18 protein-coding genes, 1 other RNA gene and 1 pseudogene are annotated in these 16,146 nt (G+C 73.0%); 10 read left to right on the top strand and 10 right to left on the bottom strand.

The annotated features are described in order from the left end of the window. Window positions 1-88: 88 nt before the first annotated feature. Both RM445_RS13210 and RM445_RS13205 read left to right on the top strand, forming a co-directional pair. Window positions 89-1,495, top strand: a complete 1,407-nt coding sequence (locus tag RM445_RS13210) for a WS/DGAT/MGAT family O-acyltransferase (RefSeq protein WP_311556516.1) — start codon at window positions 89-91, stop codon at window positions 1,493-1,495. Between the two features lie 170 nt (window positions 1,496-1,665). Continuing rightward, window positions 1,666-1,860, top strand: coding sequence for a hypothetical protein (locus RM445_RS13205; protein ID WP_311556515.1), 195 nt, complete (start codon window positions 1,666-1,668; stop codon window positions 1,858-1,860). A 14-nt stretch (window positions 1,861-1,874) separates the two neighbouring features. Here RM445_RS13205 and RM445_RS13200 read toward each other — a convergent pair whose 3' ends face one another. From RM445_RS13200 to RM445_RS13190, 3 genes are all read right to left on the bottom strand, one after another. Then, a complete protein-coding gene (locus RM445_RS13200; protein ID WP_397469289.1) occupies window positions 1,875-2,711 on the bottom strand; it encodes a fructosamine kinase family protein in 837 nt (278 codons plus the stop codon). Continuing rightward, complete coding sequence (locus RM445_RS13195; RefSeq protein ID WP_311556514.1) at window positions 2,708-3,178, bottom strand: low molecular weight protein-tyrosine-phosphatase; 471 nt, start codon at window positions 3,176-3,178, stop codon at window positions 2,708-2,710. Before RM445_RS13195 ends, RM445_RS13200 begins: the two co-directional genes overlap by 4 nt. Window positions 3,179-3,430: 252 nt before the next feature. Next, window positions 3,431-4,102 carry a DUF4333 domain-containing protein gene (locus tag RM445_RS13190; protein WP_311556513.1) on the bottom strand — a complete coding sequence of 224 codons (672 nt, stop codon included), beginning with the start codon at window positions 4,100-4,102 and terminating at the stop codon, window positions 3,431-3,433. A gap of 162 nt (window positions 4,103-4,264) precedes the next feature. Here RM445_RS13190 and cobC point away from each other — a divergent pair, with 162 nt between their 5' ends. The 4 genes from cobC to RM445_RS13170 are packed head-to-tail and all read left to right on the top strand — an operon-like array spanning window position 4,265 to window position 8,044. After that, entirely contained in the window at window positions 4,265-5,365 is a 1,101-nt protein-coding gene (gene cobC, locus RM445_RS13185) for an Rv2231c family pyridoxal phosphate-dependent protein CobC (protein WP_311556512.1), read from the top strand. Next, entirely contained in the window at window positions 5,362-6,546 is a 1,185-nt protein-coding gene (locus RM445_RS13180; RefSeq protein ID WP_311556511.1) for a Nif3-like dinuclear metal center hexameric protein, read from the top strand. Before cobC ends, RM445_RS13180 begins: the two co-directional genes overlap by 4 nt. Then, entirely contained in the window at window positions 6,543-7,280 is a 738-nt protein-coding gene (locus RM445_RS13175) for a zinc ribbon domain-containing protein (protein ID WP_311556510.1), read from the top strand. Before RM445_RS13180 ends, RM445_RS13175 begins: the two co-directional genes overlap by 4 nt. A 2-nt stretch (window positions 7,281-7,282) precedes the next feature. Further along, on the top strand, window positions 7,283-8,044 hold the full coding sequence (locus RM445_RS13170; RefSeq protein WP_397469288.1) for a histidine phosphatase family protein: 762 nt from the start codon (window positions 7,283-7,285) through the stop codon (window positions 8,042-8,044). A gap of 25 nt (window positions 8,045-8,069) precedes the next feature. Here the strand turns inward: RM445_RS13170 and RM445_RS13165 are convergent, their stop codons facing one another. Continuing rightward, window positions 8,070-9,023, bottom strand: coding sequence for a TIGR03619 family F420-dependent LLM class oxidoreductase (locus tag RM445_RS13165; protein ID WP_311556509.1), 954 nt, complete (start codon window positions 9,021-9,023; stop codon window positions 8,070-8,072). 150 nt (window positions 9,024-9,173) lie between these two features. On the opposite strand from RM445_RS13165, the gene RM445_RS13160 reads away from it, so the two are divergent. From RM445_RS13160 to RM445_RS13150, 3 genes are read left to right on the top strand one after another with little or no spacing between them, the layout of a single operon-like run. Beyond that, complete coding sequence (locus RM445_RS13160; protein WP_311556508.1) at window positions 9,174-9,371, top strand: antitoxin VbhA family protein; 198 nt, start codon at window positions 9,174-9,176, stop codon at window positions 9,369-9,371. Beyond that, entirely contained in the window at window positions 9,368-9,559 is a 192-nt protein-coding gene (locus RM445_RS13155; protein ID WP_311556507.1) for a hypothetical protein, read from the top strand. The genes RM445_RS13160 and RM445_RS13155 overlap by 4 nt, the downstream gene beginning before the upstream one ends. A gap of 42 nt (window positions 9,560-9,601) precedes the next feature. Continuing rightward, window positions 9,602-9,808 carry a hypothetical protein gene (locus tag RM445_RS13150; RefSeq protein WP_311556506.1) on the top strand — a complete coding sequence of 69 codons (207 nt, stop codon included), beginning with the start codon at window positions 9,602-9,604 and terminating at the stop codon, window positions 9,806-9,808. 10 nt (window positions 9,809-9,818) lie between these two features. Here the strand turns inward: RM445_RS13150 and RM445_RS13145 are convergent, their stop codons facing one another. The 4 genes from RM445_RS13145 to RM445_RS13130 are packed head-to-tail and all read right to left on the bottom strand — an operon-like array spanning window position 9,819 to window position 13,195. After that, window positions 9,819-10,340, bottom strand: a complete 522-nt coding sequence (locus tag RM445_RS13145) for a universal stress protein (RefSeq protein ID WP_311556505.1) — start codon at window positions 10,338-10,340, stop codon at window positions 9,819-9,821. A 3-nt stretch (window positions 10,341-10,343) separates the two neighbouring features. Further along, window positions 10,344-11,630: an arsenic transporter gene (locus RM445_RS13140; protein WP_311556504.1), complete on the bottom strand. Its 1,287-nt coding sequence runs from the start codon at window positions 11,628-11,630 to the stop codon at window positions 10,344-10,346. A gap of 34 nt (window positions 11,631-11,664) precedes the next feature. After that, the gene (locus RM445_RS13135) at window positions 11,665-12,426 is read right to left on the bottom strand and encodes a sulfite exporter TauE/SafE family protein (protein WP_311556503.1); all 762 of its coding nucleotides are present in this window, start codon (window positions 12,424-12,426) and stop codon (window positions 11,665-11,667) included. A gap of 37 nt (window positions 12,427-12,463) precedes the next feature. Next, entirely contained in the window at window positions 12,464-13,195 is a 732-nt protein-coding gene (locus RM445_RS13130; protein WP_311556502.1) for a neutral zinc metallopeptidase, read from the bottom strand. 155 nt (window positions 13,196-13,350) lie between these two features. On the opposite strand from RM445_RS13130, the gene rnpB reads away from it, so the two are divergent. Next, window positions 13,351-13,758: RNase P RNA component class A (rnpB, locus tag RM445_RS13125), an RNA gene on the top strand. A gap of 305 nt (window positions 13,759-14,063) precedes the next feature. Here rnpB and RM445_RS13120 read toward each other — a convergent pair. Further along, window positions 14,064-14,287 (bottom strand): annotated as a pseudogene (locus tag RM445_RS13120) (FAD-dependent thymidylate synthase); the annotation flags it as partial. Window positions 14,288-14,468: 181 nt separating this feature from the next. Then, window positions 14,469-14,942: a hypothetical protein gene (locus RM445_RS13115; protein WP_311556501.1), complete on the bottom strand. Its 474-nt coding sequence runs from the start codon at window positions 14,940-14,942 to the stop codon at window positions 14,469-14,471. Window positions 14,943-16,146 lie beyond the last annotated feature (1,204 nt).

Here is a 16,146-nt window from a genome sequence, read left to right as displayed (position 1 = left end):
TACTGCGTCCCCCACCGGGCCATCGTGAGCGACCGGCGTCGCCGCCCGCGACGGGTGAGCGCCCGACGGCGGCCCTACCCTCGGCGGAGTGCCGGACCGTCTGTCGCCGCTCGACGCGTCGTTCCTCTTCGCCGAGGACCGCACCCGGCCGATGCACATCGGCGGCGTGATGACGTTCGCCGCGCCCGACGGCTTCGACTTCGACGGATTCGTCGCGCTGATCGGGCAGCGGCTCGGGCTGGTGCCGCGCTGGCGGCAGAAGGTGCGCGAGGTGCCCGTCCACCTCGGCCTGCCGGTGTGGGTCGACGATGCCGACTTCGATCTCGAGTACCACGTACGCCGCTCGGCCCTGCCCGGCCCGGGCACCGAGGAGCAGCTGCGGGCGCTGGTGGGCCGGCTGCTCGGGCGACGGCTCGACCGCTCCCGCCCCCTCTGGGAGATCTACCTGGTCGAGGGGCTGGCGGACGGCCGGTTCGCCGTGGTCACCAAGACCCACCACGCGATGGTCGACGGTCTCGCGTCGATGGACGTCGGTGCGCTGCTGCTCGACCCGACCCCGGAGATCCGCGAGACGCCGCCCGACGACTGGCGTCCGGCCGCGGAGCCGTCGTCGCTGGACCTCGCCGCAGACGCCGTGCGCGAGGCGATGCGCCGCCCGCGCTCCGTTCTCGACGTCGCGGCGCGGGCGCGCGCGGACGTCCGCGAGGTGATGGCCGGCGTGGAACGGACGGTCGAGACCCTCGTGTCCGCCACCTCGGCACGACCGGTGCATCCGCTCAACGCCGTGACCGGCGAGCAGCGGCGATTCGGCATGTCGCGCAGCACGCTGGCCGACCACCGCGCCGTGCGGGCCGCCTGCGGGGGAACCGTGAACGACGTGGTGCTCGCGGTGGTCACCGGCGCGCTGCGGCGCTGGATGATGACCCGCGGCGAACCGCTGACCGACGGCACAGCGGTACGGGCGCTCGTCCCGGTGAGCGTGCGGACCCGCCGCAACGGTGCCGCCGACAGCCGGAACGGCACCGCAGCCGTCGGCAACAGCATCTCCGCGTACTTCGTCGAGCTGCCTGTGGGGGAGGGCGACCCGTTGCGCCGGCTCGCGGCCGTCTCGGCGGCGATGGACGAGCACAAGGCAAGCGGACGCGCCGTGGGCGCGTCGACGCTGATCCGCCTGGCCGGCCTCGCCCCGCCCACCCTGCACAGCCTCGGGGTCCGGCTCGCCAGCCAGTTCTCCAGCCACGCCTACAACGTGCTCGTCACGAACGTGCCGGGACCGCCGCGCCCGCTCTACGCGATGGGCGCGCGGATGCTCGACATGTATCCGGTGGTGCCGCTGGCCGGAGGCCAGGCGGTGTCGATCGGGATCACCTCGTACGACGGCGGCATGCACTACGGGCTCAACGCGGACCGCGACGCACTTCCCGACGTCGACGTGCTCGCCGAGGCCATGCCCGAGGCTCTCGCCGAGCTGAAGGCGGCCGCGGTCCCCGGATGACCGGTAGGGCCGGTCGGCCGAGCGCCCTATCCCGATGGGCAGGGACCGTTCTGCGTAGTGCCGGACAGAGCTGGCGCGTTTGGCGGCATCGGGAACGTTCGGCGTTACTGTTGGTGAGTGCGTCGACTCGCCTTGTCACCCAACTCGTCAGAAAGATCACGGTGGGACCGGTGAACCCGCTCGTGCAGATGATCCTCGGCCAGCCGGGCATGGCCGCGCGCCTGCTCGCCGAACACGTCGACGACGGCAGCGGGCGGTGCACGGGCTGCCCTGTGGGTGGTCAGCGCGGGCGGCACTCCTGGCCGTGCACGTTGTGGCAGGCCGCCGAGGAGGCGACGAAGCTGCAGCGGGCGCGCTCGGTCTGACGAACCACGGGGATTCAGCAGCCGTCCAGGGTCGCGCGGGCCGCGGCGACCGTCTGGCCCGCGTAGCCGCGGCCAAACAGCACCACGTGCACGAGCAGCGGGAACAGCTGGTGCAGAGCGACGCGGTCGCGCCAGCCGGGAGCCAGCCGCGCGGCGTCGTCGTAGGCGGCCAACACCTCGTCGAGGTGCGGGCAGCCGAACAGGGCCAGCATCGCGAGATCGGTCTCCCGATGCCCGCCGTGCGCCGCCGGGTCGATCACCCAGGCGGCGTCGGTCGACCACAGGACGTTGCCCGACCACAGGTCCCCGTGCAGCCGGGCCGGCGGCTCGGCCGGCCCGGCCAGCTCCGGCAGCCGGTCGCAGACGCGCTCGATCAGCGCGGTCTCGGCGCCGGTCAGGTCCCCGGAGTCACGGGCGGTCCGCAGATAGGGCGTCACGCGGTGCTCGGCGTACCAGGGCGCCCATTCCGGGCCGCTCGGAACGTTGCGCATCGGTGCCCGGCCGATCCAGGCGTCCACCGGCGTCTCCGGCGGTCCGGCGCCGAACGCGGGCGCCCCCTCGGCGTGCAGCGCGGCCAGCCGCCGGCCGAACTCGGCGGCCGCCGTCGCCGAGGGCCGGCCCGGCGGCACGTGCTCGGTGACGAGCCGCGCGCCGGCGAGCGCGAGCACCGCCGGGACCGGCGGCCCCTTCGGCACCGCCAGCCAGCGCAGCCCCGCCGCCTCCGCGGCGACACCCGCGCCCTCCTTGACCACGACGGTCCGCCCGTCGGTCAGCTCCACGCGCGCCGCACCACCGCCCAGCGGCGCGGAGCGGCGCACGGCGCAGCCGAGGATCGGGGAATCGACGATCACAGCCGCGCCTTGACGTACTCCAGCAGCCCCGGCATCGCCGCCCGGACCATCGTGAGGACCTCGGTGAAGCCCTCCGGGCCGCCGTAGTACGGATCGGGGACGCCGGCTCCCGCAGGTGCGTCCGGATCGAACGAGCGCAGCAGCCGCACCCGCTCGGGGTCGGGGGCGATCCGGCGCAGCGCACGGAGGTGGCCGGCGTCGAGGGCGACGAGCAGGTCCGCGTCGAGCAGTTCGTCGTCGACCTGCCGCGCGACGTGGGCGTCGACGTAGCCGTGCTCGGCCAGGAGCGCCGCTGCCCGCGAGTCGGCGGGATCCCCGATGTGCCACGAGCCGGTGCCGGCGCTGGTGACCTGAACGCGGTCGGCGAGCCCGGCCTGTTCGACCTCGTGTGCGAAGACCTTCTCGGCGATCGGGGAGCGGCAGATGTTGCCGCTGCAGATGAACGAGACGTGGAAGCGCCGGTCCATGGTGCTGACCGTAGCCGCCCCGAAATGCAGAACGTCCGCCCCGGCTCCCCCCGGGACGGACGTTCTGTCTGGCCGACCGGCCGCCCCCGCTCCCCAGCGGGGCGGGCGGTTCGGTGGAGTGGCTGCCCTTGCTCCCCAGCAGGGCAGCCACTCAGGTCCTCATAGGACAACCCTGTCATCCGGCGGGGGCGCGGTCGACGGTGTTCCCCCGTCTTTGGTAGGTGGTGCTAGCACCACCCGCCGTCGCCGGGATCAGGCGAAGGTGTAGCTCGGGGTGCCGTCGGCGGCGACCGTCACGGTGATCGCGGCGCTGTCCGACGGGTCCGTCGCATTGGTCGCGGTGCAGGCGATCGGGGTGCCCGGCGCGTTGACGACGACCGTGCGGCCTGCGGGCGGGCATTCGACGTTCACGTCGACGTCGACGTCGCTGCCGACCTGCTGGGCGACGACGCTCTCCACCTCGGCCACCTTCAGCAGCCGGTCGTAGTTGATCGTCAGGTGCCCCTGGTCGTCGTCCTGCCGGACGTCGTAGGTCACCGGCTGGCCGTCGACGGTGGCGGTGCAGGCGAATGTCGCGCCCGCCTCGGCCCGGATCTCGTCGGGGCAGCGGACGTCGGCGGGGACGACCCCGACTGCGGTCTGCGTGATCCGCACGATCTCCTGCTGAACCGACTCCGGCTGCACCGTGCGGGTGCCGAAGACGAACAGCGCTGCGACGCCCAGACCGCCGAGCAGCACCAGTACCGCGATCACGATGCCCACGACCTTGCCCGTGTTGCGCTTCGATGCCGGGGGCAGCGGCGGGTAGCCGGGCGGGAGGTCGGGGCCCGCCCCGTAGACGGGCTGGCCGTACGGCTGCGGGTAGGTGGCGCCCTGGGGCGGGAACGGCGGAGTCGAGATCGGGGTGGTCGGCTGCGCGGTCATGGGTTTCCCTCTGTGGAGCGGTCGTTCCGTCGGGATCAACCCTGATCGACGGGCGCCGTCGCATCGACGATGTCTCCCCGTCGAACACCTGTGGTGCCAGCACCACCGGCCCGGGGTTGCTCCCGCCCGGCGGCCGTGAGGCGCCCCGTAGGGTGGCGTTCCATGGCGGACGCCCCCGAACTCGCGCCCGACACCGCGGCACCCGACGACGGCCCGGACTACGAGGCCGCCCTGCGTCATCACGGCGACGCCGAGGTCGCTCCTGGCCTGCTCGACTTCGCGGTGAACGTGCAGGGCGAGGCGCCGCCGAGCTGGTTGCGCGACCGGCTCGTCGCCGCCCTCGACGGCCTGGCCCGCTACCCGACTGTCGCCGCCGACGCGCGGGCCCGCGACGCCGTCGCCGCGCGCCACGGCCGACGGCCCGCCGAGGTGCTCGTGCTCGCCGGCAGCGCGGAGGGCTTCGCGCTGCTCCCGGCGCTGCGCCCGCGCCTGGCGGCGGTCGTGCACCCCGGGTTCACCGAGCCCGAGGCCGCACTGCGCACGGCCGAGGTGCCGGTCGTCCGCGTGCTCACCGAGGAGGCGGACGGCCATCGGCTGCACCCCGACGCGGTCCCCGAGGAGGCGGACCTCGTCGTCGTCGGCAACCCCACCAACCCGACCGGAGTCCTGCACCCCGCGCACGCCGTCCGCGCACTCGCGCGGCCGGGTCGGGTGGTCCTCGTCGACGAGGCGTTCGCCGACGCCCTGCCCGGCGAACCCGAGTCGCTGGCCGGCGCGCACGTCCCCGGACTGCTCGTGTTCCGCAGCCTCACCAAGACCTGGGCCCTGGCCGGCCTGCGCGCCGGCTACGCCCTCGGCGCCCCGGCGTTGCTGGCCCGGCTCGCCCGTCCGCGGCCGCCGTGGCCCGTCTCGACGCTCGCGCTCGAGGCGGTTGCGGCCTGCTGCGCACCGGAGGCCGTCGCCGCGGCCCGCCGGGCGGCCGATGCGCTCGTCCACCGCCGCGCCGCGCAGGAGGCGGCGCTCGCGGCGGTCCCGGGGGTCACCGTGCTGCCCGGTGTCGCGCCCTACCTGCTGCTGCGGCTGCCCGAGGGACAGGGGCCGCGGGTCCGCGACGAGCTGCGGGCCGCCGGTGTGGCGGTGCGGCGCGGTGACACCTTCCCGGGCCTGTCCGCGGACCACGTCCGCGTGGCCGTCCGGCCTGCCGCACAGGTGCAGCAGCTCGTCCACGGCCTCACGGTGGCGCTGGCGGGGACGACCGTATGACCGCCCGGCTCGCCGACGTCATCGCCGCGCTCGAGGCGGCCTATCCGCCCGCGCTCGCTCAGGCGTGGGACGCCGTCGGGCTCGTATGCGGCGACCCCGCCGACAAGGTGTCGAGCGTGCTCGTCGCCATCGATCCCGTCCCCGCGACCGTCGACGAAGCGCTCGACGGCGGTGCCCAGCTGCTGCTCACGCACCACCCGCTGCTGCTGCGGGGGGTGCACGGTATCGGCGCGGACACGCCGAAGGGCGCGCTGGTGCACCGGCTCGTCCGGGGCGGCGCCGCCTTGTTCACCGCGCACACCAACGCCGACGCCGCCGACCCCGGCGTGTCCGACGCCCTCGCCGCGGCGCTCGGCCTCGTCGTCGAGGGTCCGCTGGAGCCCGCACCCGAGGCCCCGCTCGACAAGATCGTCACGTTCATCCCCGTCGGCCCCGCGATCACCGCGGTGCACGACGCGCTGGCGGCCGCGGGTGCAGGGGCGATCGGCGACTACAGCCACTGCTCGTTCGCGACCGCAGGCACGGGCCAGTTCAAGCCGTTGCCCGGCGCGCACCCGACGATCGGCGAGGTCGGGAAGCTGGAGCGCGTCGCGGAGACCAAGCTGGAGATGGTGCTTCCCCGGGGGAAGCGCGCCGCCGTCGTCGCCGCTCTGCGCGCGGCCCACCCCTACGAGGAACCCGCGTTCGACGTCCTCGAGCTCGCCGACCTGCCGTCGACGCGCGGGCTCGGCCGGATCGGCACCCTGCCCGCACCCGAACCTCTGCACGCGTTCGCCGACCGCGTCGCCGCCGCCCTGCCCGCGACGGCGTGGGGTGTGCGCGCGGCGGGCGACCCGGACCGCGCGGTGCGGCGCGTGGCGGTGTGCGGGGGAGCGGGCGACTCGGCCCTGGGCGCGGCGGTAGCGGCGGGCGTCGACGCCTACCTGACCGCGGACCTGCGGCACCATCCGGCGTCGGAGCACTTGCTCGCCGGCCAGATGAATCCGGCGACGCCGGCGCTCGTCGACGTCGCGCACTGGGCCTCCGAGTGGCCCTGGTGCGCCCAGGCGGCCGACATCCTGCGGACGGCGCTGGGCGGTAGCGTCGAGGTCCGCGTCTCGACACTCCGCACGGATCCCTGGACCGTCGGTCGGACGCAGCCCATCGGTCGGACCCAGCCGACGGAAAGGACACCGCAGTGAAGGCCGACCCCGCCGTCCAGCGACGCCTGTTGGATCTCGCCGACGTCGACGCCGAGCTCGCCCGGCTCGCCCACCGTCGCCGGAATCTCCCCGAGCACGCCGAGCTGGCGGCCGCCGAGGCGGCCGTGCGCGCGGCGAAGGACGCGCTGGTGGAGGTGGAGACCAAAGTGGGCGACCTGGACCGCGACATCCGCCGTCTCGAGCGCGACATCGAAGGCGTCCGTGCCCGCGCCGACCGCGACCAGAAGATCCTCGCGAGCTCCGGGGTGGGCGCCAAGCAGGCGGTCGACCTGCAGCACGAGCTCGAGACCCTCGCCCGCAGGCAGGGTGTGCTGGAGGACGAGGAGCTGGAGGTCATGGAACAGCGCGAGGCGCTCGGCATGGACGTGCAGCACGCCCAGCGCACCCTCGACGAGGGCCAGGTCAACCTGATCGCGGTCACGGAGCGGCGCGACACCGCGCTGGCCGACATCGACGCGGGCGAGGCCGGTCGGAGCCGCGCCCGCGAGGCCGTCGTCGCGGACCTGCCGGCGGACCTCCTCGCCGAGTACGACCGGCGCCGCGCGCGCGGCGGCACCGGCGCCGCGCTTCTGCGCGAGCGCCGCTGCGGGGCGTGCCGGCTGGAGCTGGACCGGACGGCGATCGCGGCGCTGCGGGCCGCTCCGCCGGACGCGGTGGTGCACTGCGAAGAGTGCGGGACGGTGCTGGTGCGGACGCCCCAGTCGGGACTCTAGGGATGGCGACGCCGGACGATCCCGAGGTCACGGTCGCGCCGCTGCCCGACGTGGTGGACGACGTGACGCCGGAGGACGACGACCCCGAGCCGGAGGGCGCCGCGGCGTGGACCGGCCAGATCGGCTCCCCGACGCGCCTGCTCCTGCTGCGCCACGGCCAGACCGAGCTCTCGATCCAGCACCGGTACTCCGGGCTCGGCGACCCGGAGCTGACGGCGCTCGGACAGGACCAGGCCGCGGGTGCGGCTGCCCGGCTGGCCGCCCCGGAGGCCGGCGGGCTCGCGCCCGAGGGCATCGTCGCCGTGCTGTCGTCGCCGTTGCGACGCGCCCGGCAGACCGCCGCCGCAGTGGCGGAGGCGCTGGACGTGCCGATGGAGGTCCGCGACGGGCTGGTCGAGACCGACTTCGGCGGCTGGGAGGGCCTGACGTTCGCCGAGGCCCGCGAGCGCGACCCCGAGCTGCACGCGAAGTGGCTCGGCGACGAGCACGTGCCGCCTCCGGGCGGGGAGAGCTTCGCGACGGTCGGTGCGCGCGTCGCGGCCGAACGCGCGGCGATCGTGGCGGCCTACCCGGGCCAGACCGTGGTGGTCGTCAGCCACGTCACGCCCATCAAGCTGCTGCTGCGGCAGGCCCTGGCGGGCGGTCCGGAGATCCTCTACCGGCTCCACCTGGACCTCGCGTCGCTGTCGGTGGCCGACTTCTACCCGGACGGCGGGGCGTCGGTGCGGCTGTTCAACGACACGACCCACGTCCCGCGCCCCTGACGCACCCTCCAGATCGCGCGACCGCTCACGAACGGGTCGGGGCGAAGGCCTCCAGCACCTCGTGGGCGTGCGCGTCCGCACTGATCGGGTCGACGTCCGGCGACCCGACGCGCGGGATGAAGTTGAGGTCGAGGAACACCTCGGTGATCCCCGCCTCGTGCAGCCGCCCCAGGTCCTCGCGGATGGCTTCGGCCGATCCGCTCAGCGGCCGCCGTCCTGCGTCGTCGCGGATCTCCTCGCCAAGCTCCACCACACCGCGCACCACCATCCGCAGTGCCGCCGGGTCGCGCCCGGCCTCCTCGGCGGCGGCGTGGATCGTGCCGACGGCCTCGGAGATCGACCGAAGGTCATGGCGGCTGGCACTGATCCACCCGTCGGCGATGCGCCCGACCCGCCGCAGCGCGACGTCGGCGGAACCGCCCAGCAGGATCGGCGGGGCGGGCCGTTGCACGGGCTTGGGCAGCATCCGCGCCGGCGGGACGTCGGTGAACTCGCCGTGGAACTCCACGGGGTCGTCGGCCCACAACGCCCGCAGCGCCGCCACGTACTCGGCGGTCTGCGCGCCGCGGCGGGCGAAGGTCGCGCCGACGGCCGCGAACTCGTGCGGCGCCCACCCCGAACCGAGCCCGACGTCGAGCCGGCCGCGGCACAGCACGTCCACCGTCGCGAGCTGTTTGGCCAGGATCGCCGCCGGCAGGTACGGGGCGTTGAGCACGGCGACGCCCAGCCGTGGCTGCTCGGTGACAGCCGCGGCGAACCCGAGGGCGACGACCGGGTCGAGCACCGCCCGGTACTGCGCGCCGTAGTCCTCCTCGGCGGGGACGAGCACGCGCTGGAAGCTCCACAACGAGCCGTAGCCGAGGTCCTCGGCCCGGCGCGCGACGGCGGCGATGGTGCCCGGGGTGGCCCAGCTGCCGGAGACCGGCAGGCCGAAGCCGAGGGTGAGGTCGCCGGCGGCGGTGTTCTCGGAGAGAGTCACGGTGCACATCATGGCGGGGCCTGCGGACAAGAAGTCCGGCGTGCGGAGACCTGGGGGTATCGTGTCGGGCACCGGTAACGGCTGCCGCGTCGACACGCACCCTGGACTGACCGAACCATTCCGTGCACGTCCCGGAACCGGAGGCAGCAGATGACCGTGTCGCAGACGGACGAAATCCTGTGGGAGCCCGACGAGCCGGCCGAGGCCGTGGCGGGCGCGATCGCTCTGCTGCGGGTGGACGGCCTGGAGCTCGACGAGTTTGGTGCAGCAGTGATGCAGCGCGTGGCCGACGGCGAGATCGACGAAGAAGAGGCCATCTCGATCTTCCTCGCCCAGTACCGGAAGTGACCGGCGACCCCCACCTCGATCTTCGAAGCGGCGTCTTTCGCAACAGGCTCGGTCTGACGGACCGAGCTGAGCTGGCGACGGCGGAGAAGAGGTTCACCACAGCGCGTATCGGGCAGCTCAAGCGCCGCCGCCTGCCCGGCACCTACGACCTCGAGCACCTCCGCGTCTTCCACTGGACGATCTTCTAGGACGTCTACCCGTGGGCCGGGCAACTGCGCACGGCGCTCATCGTGAAGGCCGGGCGTCCTTCTGCCTGCACGCAACGCGCCTGCCTGTCCCAGCTCGCCCGCGACGCCGGCTACCGGCTGCGCTGGGAGCACGCCGACCGCGACGCGAACATCGACGCGGCACGGGCAGCGGCCGACGGCGACCTGGCGCCGATGCGCGCGCTGCTGGAGCCCGTCGTCGAGGCCGTCCGGCCCAGGCAGCGGCGGTAGCCGGCGGCGTTCAGTGCCGTTCGTGCGGCGGGGGAGGCGGGGGTTCGGCACCCGGCGGGGGAGGCGGCGGGATCGACTCGAGATCCGGCGCCTCGCCCGGCCACACCAGCAACACGGGGCACGGCACGTGGTCGACCACGAACCGCGTCGCCGGCCCCAGGCTCCGCGGGCCGAGCCGGCTGCGGTCACCGTCGCGCGCGCAGATCAGCAGGACCGCGTCCGCGGTCGCCGCCACCACCTCGCGCTCGACGCGGCCGGTGCGCTGCTCGGTCGTCGCGGGCCGGCCCAGCCGCTGCCGGGCGCGGTCCAACAGGCCGGCGACGGCCTCGGCGGACAGCGCGTCGATGCTCGCCTCCGGGCCGCGCCTGCCCCGGCCCAGCAAGCCCGCCAGTGCACCGTGCGCGGCTGCCAGCTCACTGCCGCCCACGTGCAGCAGGACGATGTCGTCGTCCGGCGGCACCCAGCTCCGCGCCGCATCGATGCACGCAGGCCACGTCCCCTCGGCCAGCCACACGATCGCCGTCCCACCCATGCCTCAGCCTCCCGTGATCGTCACCATCGCCCAGAGGGCGAGGGTCGCGCCGAGCAGCGTCGCCGGCACGGTGATCAGCCCGACGCGGGTGAACTCACCGAGGTCCGCGTCGTGGTCGTGCTCTTGCAGGATCCGCCGCCAGAGCAGTGTGGCGAGCGAGCCCACGTATGTCAGGTTCGGCCCGAGATTGACCCCGATCAACCCCGCGAGCACCGGCCCGGGCCCGGCAGGGGCCAGCACCGGCAGCAGGGCGAGCACCGCGGGCAGGTTGTTGATCAGATTGGACAGCACGGCGGCGATCGCGGCGATCGCCAGCAGCGCGAGCAGGGTGGTCGACTGCGGCAGCAGGTTCTGCAGCACGGCGCCGAGCCCGTGGTCGACGACCGCCTTGACCACCACCCCCAGCGCCAGCACGAACAGGCAGAACAGCAACGACGCCGAGTCGACGAGCCCCCGGACGGTCACCCGGCGCCGCGCGAGCCCGCGCACCGCCAGCACCACGGTCCCGGCCAGCGCGGACCAGACCGGTTCGATGCCCACGAGCGAGCCGACGATGAACCCGACGAAGGTCAGCCCGAGCACGACGAGCGCGAACACCGGGGTCTCGGTCCGGGAGGCGTCCTCCTCGATCCCGGTTCCGACGGCCAGGTCCGCGCGGAACAACCAGCGCAGCACGGCGTACTCGATACCGATCGTCACGAGCCACGGCGCCGCCATCAGCGCGCTGAACCGGCCGAACGAGAGCCCCGACGCGGTGAAGGCGAGCAGGTTCGTCAGGTTCGACACCGGCAGCAGCAGCGACGCCGAGTTGGCCAGGTGCGTACAGGCGTAGACGTGCGGCTTGGCCCGTACCCCCATCCGGTAGGCCGTCGCGAACACCACCGGGGTCAGCAGAACCACAGTGGCGTCCAGACTGAGCACCGCCGTGATCACCGATGCCACGGCGAACACCCCGACCAGCAGCCGGCGCGGGCTCCCACGGCTGGCCCTGCCCATCGCGTCGCCGGCTGCGGCGAACAGGCCCTCCTCGGCGCACAGGTGGGCGAGCACCAGGAGGATGGCGAGGAACGCCACCACCGGCCACAGTTCCCGGACCTGGTCCCACGCCTCGGACAGCGGCACCGCGCCGACCAGCACGAGCAGCAGCGCCGCCGGCACGGCGACCGTCGCCTCCGGCAGCCCGCGCGGGCGGGCCACGGCGAACGCGAGCACGCCGAGCAGCAATCCGACGGCAAGAACGGTCGCGCCGAGTCCGCTCAACGGGCCCACCTCCTCATCGAGGCTGATCATGACCCGGATATCCCAACCGCGCGCTCCTGCGGCCTCACCGCACGAGCAGGTAGATCCCCACGCTCAGGCCCAGCAGCACGACCGCCGCGCGCAGCACGTTCTCGGGCAGCCGACGGGCCAGCCGGGCCCCGAGGTACCCGCCGACCAGCGTGCTCGGCGCGAGCAGCGCGACCGCCGCCCAGTTCACCGGCGCCCGCAGGGCGAAGATCACGACGGTGACGGAGGCGATGACCAGCGACAGGACGCCCTTCGTCGCGTTGAGCCGCTTCAGCTCGTCGCCCGCGCACAGCGACAGCGTCGCGATGAGGATCACCCCGAGCGCGCCGCCGAAGTAGCCGCCGTAGACCGCGGCGAAGAAGATCGCCGGCAGCAGCACCCCCAGCCGGTCCGGCATGCCCGGCGCCGGCGGCGGGATCCACCGCTTGAGCCAGGGCTGCAGGCCGAGCAGGGCGCTCGCCAGCAGCACCAGCACGGGCACGACCGCGTCGAACACGGCGGCCGGGAGGACCAGCAGCAGCACGCAGCCCACCGCCGACCCGAACACCGACACGACCGAGGTCAGCGCCAGTCGTCTGCCCTGCCCCGGGAGCTCGTGCCGGGCACCGGCCACGACGCCGACGTAGCCCGGCCACTGGGCCACCGAGTTCGTGACGTTGGCGGCGAGCGGAGGAAAGCCCACGGCGAGGAGCGCGGGGAACACCAGCAACGAGCCGCCGCCCGCGACGGCGTTCACCGCTCCTGCGATCAGCCCTGCGGCGACGAGGAACGCCAGCTGCAGGGGCGACGAGCCGATCACCCGCGCACGGTAGCCCGGCGCGCCGCCGGATGCGGGCTCACAGGCGCAGGCAGCCCTCGACGCCGTCGCGCACGCCTCCCTGGAACGCCGCGGTGCGCTGGCGTGCGTTGCCGTGGCTCGACTCGTCGGTCCACCGGTAGTCGTCGGCGACGGCCTGCAGGGTCTGCGCGATCTCCTCGTCGTCGCCGGGTTCGATCCGCACGAGCCCCTGGTCCGCCGCCCCCTGCAGCGCCGCGCCCGCGAGGCAGTCGGCCTGCAGCTCGACGGCGCGCGACACGAACCGGTCCGGGAGCTGCGCCTGGATCGCGTGCCCCCACTCGTGGGCGATCACGAGGTAGACCCACGCGTCGCCGATCTGCGTGTACCCGGCGCGCATGAGGTCTTCGTCCCAGGCCAGGAAGTTGCCGGTGGGGCAGTAGTAGGCGTTGCCGGGCACCGACGGCTCGCCCGCGCAGCTCGGACCGTCCGTGCCGGTGTAGCCCCCCTCGACCGTCGGCGCGACGTAGCGCAGCCCCTGGTCGCCGAACCACCCGCTCCAGAACCTGTCGGTGATCGAGACTGCCGACCGCTCGTCGCCGGCCCGGGTGTCGGAGTCGTCGGCGCCGGGCGCGGCGTCGATCGTGCTGTCGACGGGGACGTCGGACCCTCCGTCCGGCGCGGACCCCACGGTCGGCCGACTGGAGGCGGGCGTGGCGCTGCCCGACACGATCTCGATCCCACAGCCCGTCAGGGCGAGGGCGAGCAGCAGCACCACGAGGATCGGACGCACGGCAACACCCCATCACGGACGACGCCGCGTGTCACGGCGGCCCATGATCGGCGGTTTGGTGACATGAGCTTCGCCGGTGCACCTCATGTCACCGGATCGTCGATCACCTCCTGCGGGCGGCCGTCGGAGGAGCTCGGTAGAGTCGATCCCGCGGACGAGTCGGCCGGGCGGCCGCGTCGGCAGCCTCCGGGCTGCCGCCGAGGAAAGTCCGGACTCCGCAGGGCAGGGTGGTTGTCAACGGCAACCCGGGGCGACCCGCGGGACAGTGCCACAGAGAACAGACCGCCCCGCGCATCCAGCGCGGGGTAAGGGTGAAACGGTGGTGTAAGAGACCACCAGCACCCCGGGTGACCGGGGTGGCTCGGTAAACCCCACCTGGAGCAAGGTCGAAAGGTCGCACGGCGCGAGCCGCGTGACTGCGCAGGCGTTCGAGGGCGGCCCGCCCGAGCCTGCGGGTGGACCGCAAGAGCCTGTCGGCGACGGCAGGCCGAGATGGATGGTCGCCGAACGGAGCGCCGTGAGGCGCCCGGGAACAGGATCCGGCTTACAGGCCGACTCGTCCGCGCCAACGCCTTGAGCAGCGTAAACAGGATCAGTGATCGTTTTTAGGGCACATATAGGGCGGCACGATCCGGCGGCGGCCGATCCTCGGCGGCTTGATCAACGAGTACGAGGCCGCGGCCTGAAACCGCTGATTAGGCGCCATGGCCGAGTTGTGGCACCTGACACGCGTCCTGGCGATTGTCGGAGAACGCCAGCAGGCCACCCCACAAGAAAAGGGCCGTCCTCGCCGCCTGGGCCGCCGCCGGGAAATGATCAACAAAGACTGCGAAACACGAGGGCTCAGACCGACTTCTGGAACCCACAGGCGCAGCACCTCGATCGCCAACACCCGGATCTCGACGTCGGCGTGCTCGCTGGCCCGCATGCGCAGGAAGTGGCGCCCGGCCTGGTAGTCCCGGTTACCACGATTCGGGTCTCGGTCGTGTTGGGCGGGATCGCCCGCGCCGCCTGCCGGGCCTCCTTGCGCCACCCCGTGGCGCCCGGAACGTCGGCGAAGCGCCGCAACCCTGCCTTGAGCTGCTCGTAGGCGACCTGCAACCGGCCTACCAGCGCTGGCAGAACCCCGCAATAGCCTCCGGCGCCGTGGCGGACGAAGAGCAGGGCGGTGGTGGCGTCGACGCCCGGCTATCCGTCGGGTGCTGGCCCCGCCGGGGCCGCGCTGCTGCTTACGGGGTTCGGTGTGGCTGTGGGATTGGGGTGTGCCAGCACTTTACTTAAGCACTCCGTCGTCTATCCCGCCAGCAAGCCAGGCCCGCAGCTGGTTGGGCGTCGCCTCGACGTGGTGGACAGGCAGCTGATGCTTCTGCTTCGTCACCTGTGGGAGGTCGAGGCGCAGCCAGCGGGAGTGCTCCTTGGGCAGCGTGGAGATGACCAACCCGGTGTAGCCCGGGTTCTCCCGAAGCTCCTGGTCGATGGCGTCGACGGGTGACTCCGCGCCGATTCTTGTCGCCACCAGGTTGACTCCGGCCTGGATGAACGCCTCGCGTCCCTCGGCCTGCCGGTGCTCGGCCGCTTCTTGCTCGGTGGCGGTGTCGGTCTTCCACAACAGCAGGTGTCGCACGGGGCTGGCGGGAACGAGCAGGACGAACTCGGCGGTGTCGTCCTGCTTCGCAATCTCCTTGAGCTTTTCGACCAGCTTGGGATTGCTCACCGTCTCGTGAGCCACCACGAGATAACGGGCCATGATGCACCCCCTGCGCTACTACTGCGGGAACTCCTGCGACCGCTCGTAGCACTTACAATCTAGCCTCGGTCTTACGCCTGGGCCAGCATGCGGCTCGCCTGCGCGGCCCCTGCCGGGCAGTTGAGGACTGTCCGATCCCACCAGTACCCCGCCGACCGGTCGCCTCCCGGCCTGCGCGCACGCCGAGCTGCAGTGAAGCTCGCTCTCATCATGGAAAGCCTGGCGATGAGTCTGCAAGGCCGGCGACCCGCTCGTGTCCTCCCGATAGCCTCCGCAGCGACCGTGTGGGTGCCGAAAACTCGGCCACGTCACGCGACCTCGAGCATGACAACGCGCACCGGCCCCCACCCACGCCCTGGTGGGGTGTGCGGTGATCCCGGCGACGTGTGTTGTTGGAAGATCAGGTATAGCAGCCGGAGCCACACGACGGAGATCATGCCGGGGAACTGGCGATCATCAATCATCGCTGGTCGCGGTATGTGCGGCGTTTTGGAACACCACACGGTTCTCGCTTCGGCTGATCAGGGCTGGCGTGAGAACCGCCATGATCAGCGAGCGAACCGTGCCCGCCCTACTCCACCGCCACCTTCGGCGTTCGCCCGTGCAGGTCACAGCAGCGTTCCACGACTTTGCCGACCCCCTGCTGCGCAGTCGGCGTCGGCCCTTTCGACTCGACTTCGGATGCGGAGGCCGCTTCGTTCTAGCCGCCTCACCACCGAACGAGAGTTACGATCACGGGCTTTGACATTGACCGCACCCCGACGTCGGTGCTGACCGAGACACCGGAGCCACTCACTACGGAGCTCGCACGGGCGGCCGTGCCTCCGCCCACAGCGAGTGTCACGGTCACCAGGACAGCCGCCTTCCACGGCTCAAACACTTCTCGATGTAGACCCTGTTCCCGTTGATCGTCCGCCAGCAGCCCAAGCACCGCCCCCTCAGCGGCAACGTAGCGTCACCGGCCTGCACCGCAGGGCCAACAGTCACCCCCGTGTCGGCGCAACCGGCGAATGATCGAAGACTCGCAACGGTCCGCTGGGTCGCGTCCCGGCTGGTGGTGTAAGTCCGGGGCCTGTCCCGGCGTGCCTGAGCACGTGGGAGGGGCCACCGCGTGAGTCTCTGCGTGAACCGACCAAGGATCTCGTAGAGAGGTGCCACGCGATGGCCCTGGATCAGTCTGCCCTGCTCGAAGTCCTCGACGCAT

The sequence above is a fragment of the Pseudonocardia charpentierae genome (assembly GCF_031845345.1).
Taxonomy (GTDB): Bacteria; Actinomycetota; Actinomycetes; order Mycobacteriales; family Pseudonocardiaceae; genus Pseudonocardia; species Pseudonocardia charpentierae.
Note: the sequence above shows the minus strand (reverse complement) of the source record. Positions and strands in the feature narration are given on the sequence as shown.

Excerpts from the sequence above, each read along its gene's own strand:
- RM445_RS13195 (WP_311556514.1), bottom strand. The coding sequence starts at position 3,178 with ATGGACCGGCGCTTCCACGTCTCGTTCATCTGCAGCGGCAACATCTGC.
- RM445_RS13190 (WP_311556513.1), bottom strand. The coding sequence starts at position 4,102 with ATGACCGCGCAGCCGACCACCCCGATCTCGACTCCGCCGTTCCCGCCC.
- cobC (WP_311556512.1), top strand. The coding sequence starts at position 4,265 with ATGGCGGACGCCCCCGAACTCGCGCCCGACACCGCGGCACCCGACGAC.
- RM445_RS13180 (WP_311556511.1), top strand. The coding sequence starts at position 5,362 with ATGACCGCCCGGCTCGCCGACGTCATCGCCGCGCTCGAGGCGGCCTAT.
- RM445_RS13170 (WP_397469288.1), top strand. The coding sequence starts at position 7,283 with ATGGCGACGCCGGACGATCCCGAGGTCACGGTCGCGCCGCTGCCCGAC.
- RM445_RS13160 (WP_311556508.1), top strand. The coding sequence starts at position 9,174 with ATGACCGTGTCGCAGACGGACGAAATCCTGTGGGAGCCCGACGAGCCG.
- RM445_RS13145 (WP_311556505.1), bottom strand. The coding sequence starts at position 10,340 with ATGGGTGGGACGGCGATCGTGTGGCTGGCCGAGGGGACGTGGCCTGCG.
- RM445_RS13140 (WP_311556504.1), bottom strand. The coding sequence starts at position 11,630 with ATGATCAGCCTCGATGAGGAGGTGGGCCCGTTGAGCGGACTCGGCGCG.
- RM445_RS13115 (WP_311556501.1), bottom strand. The coding sequence starts at position 14,942 with ATGGCCCGTTATCTCGTGGTGGCTCACGAGACGGTGAGCAATCCCAAG.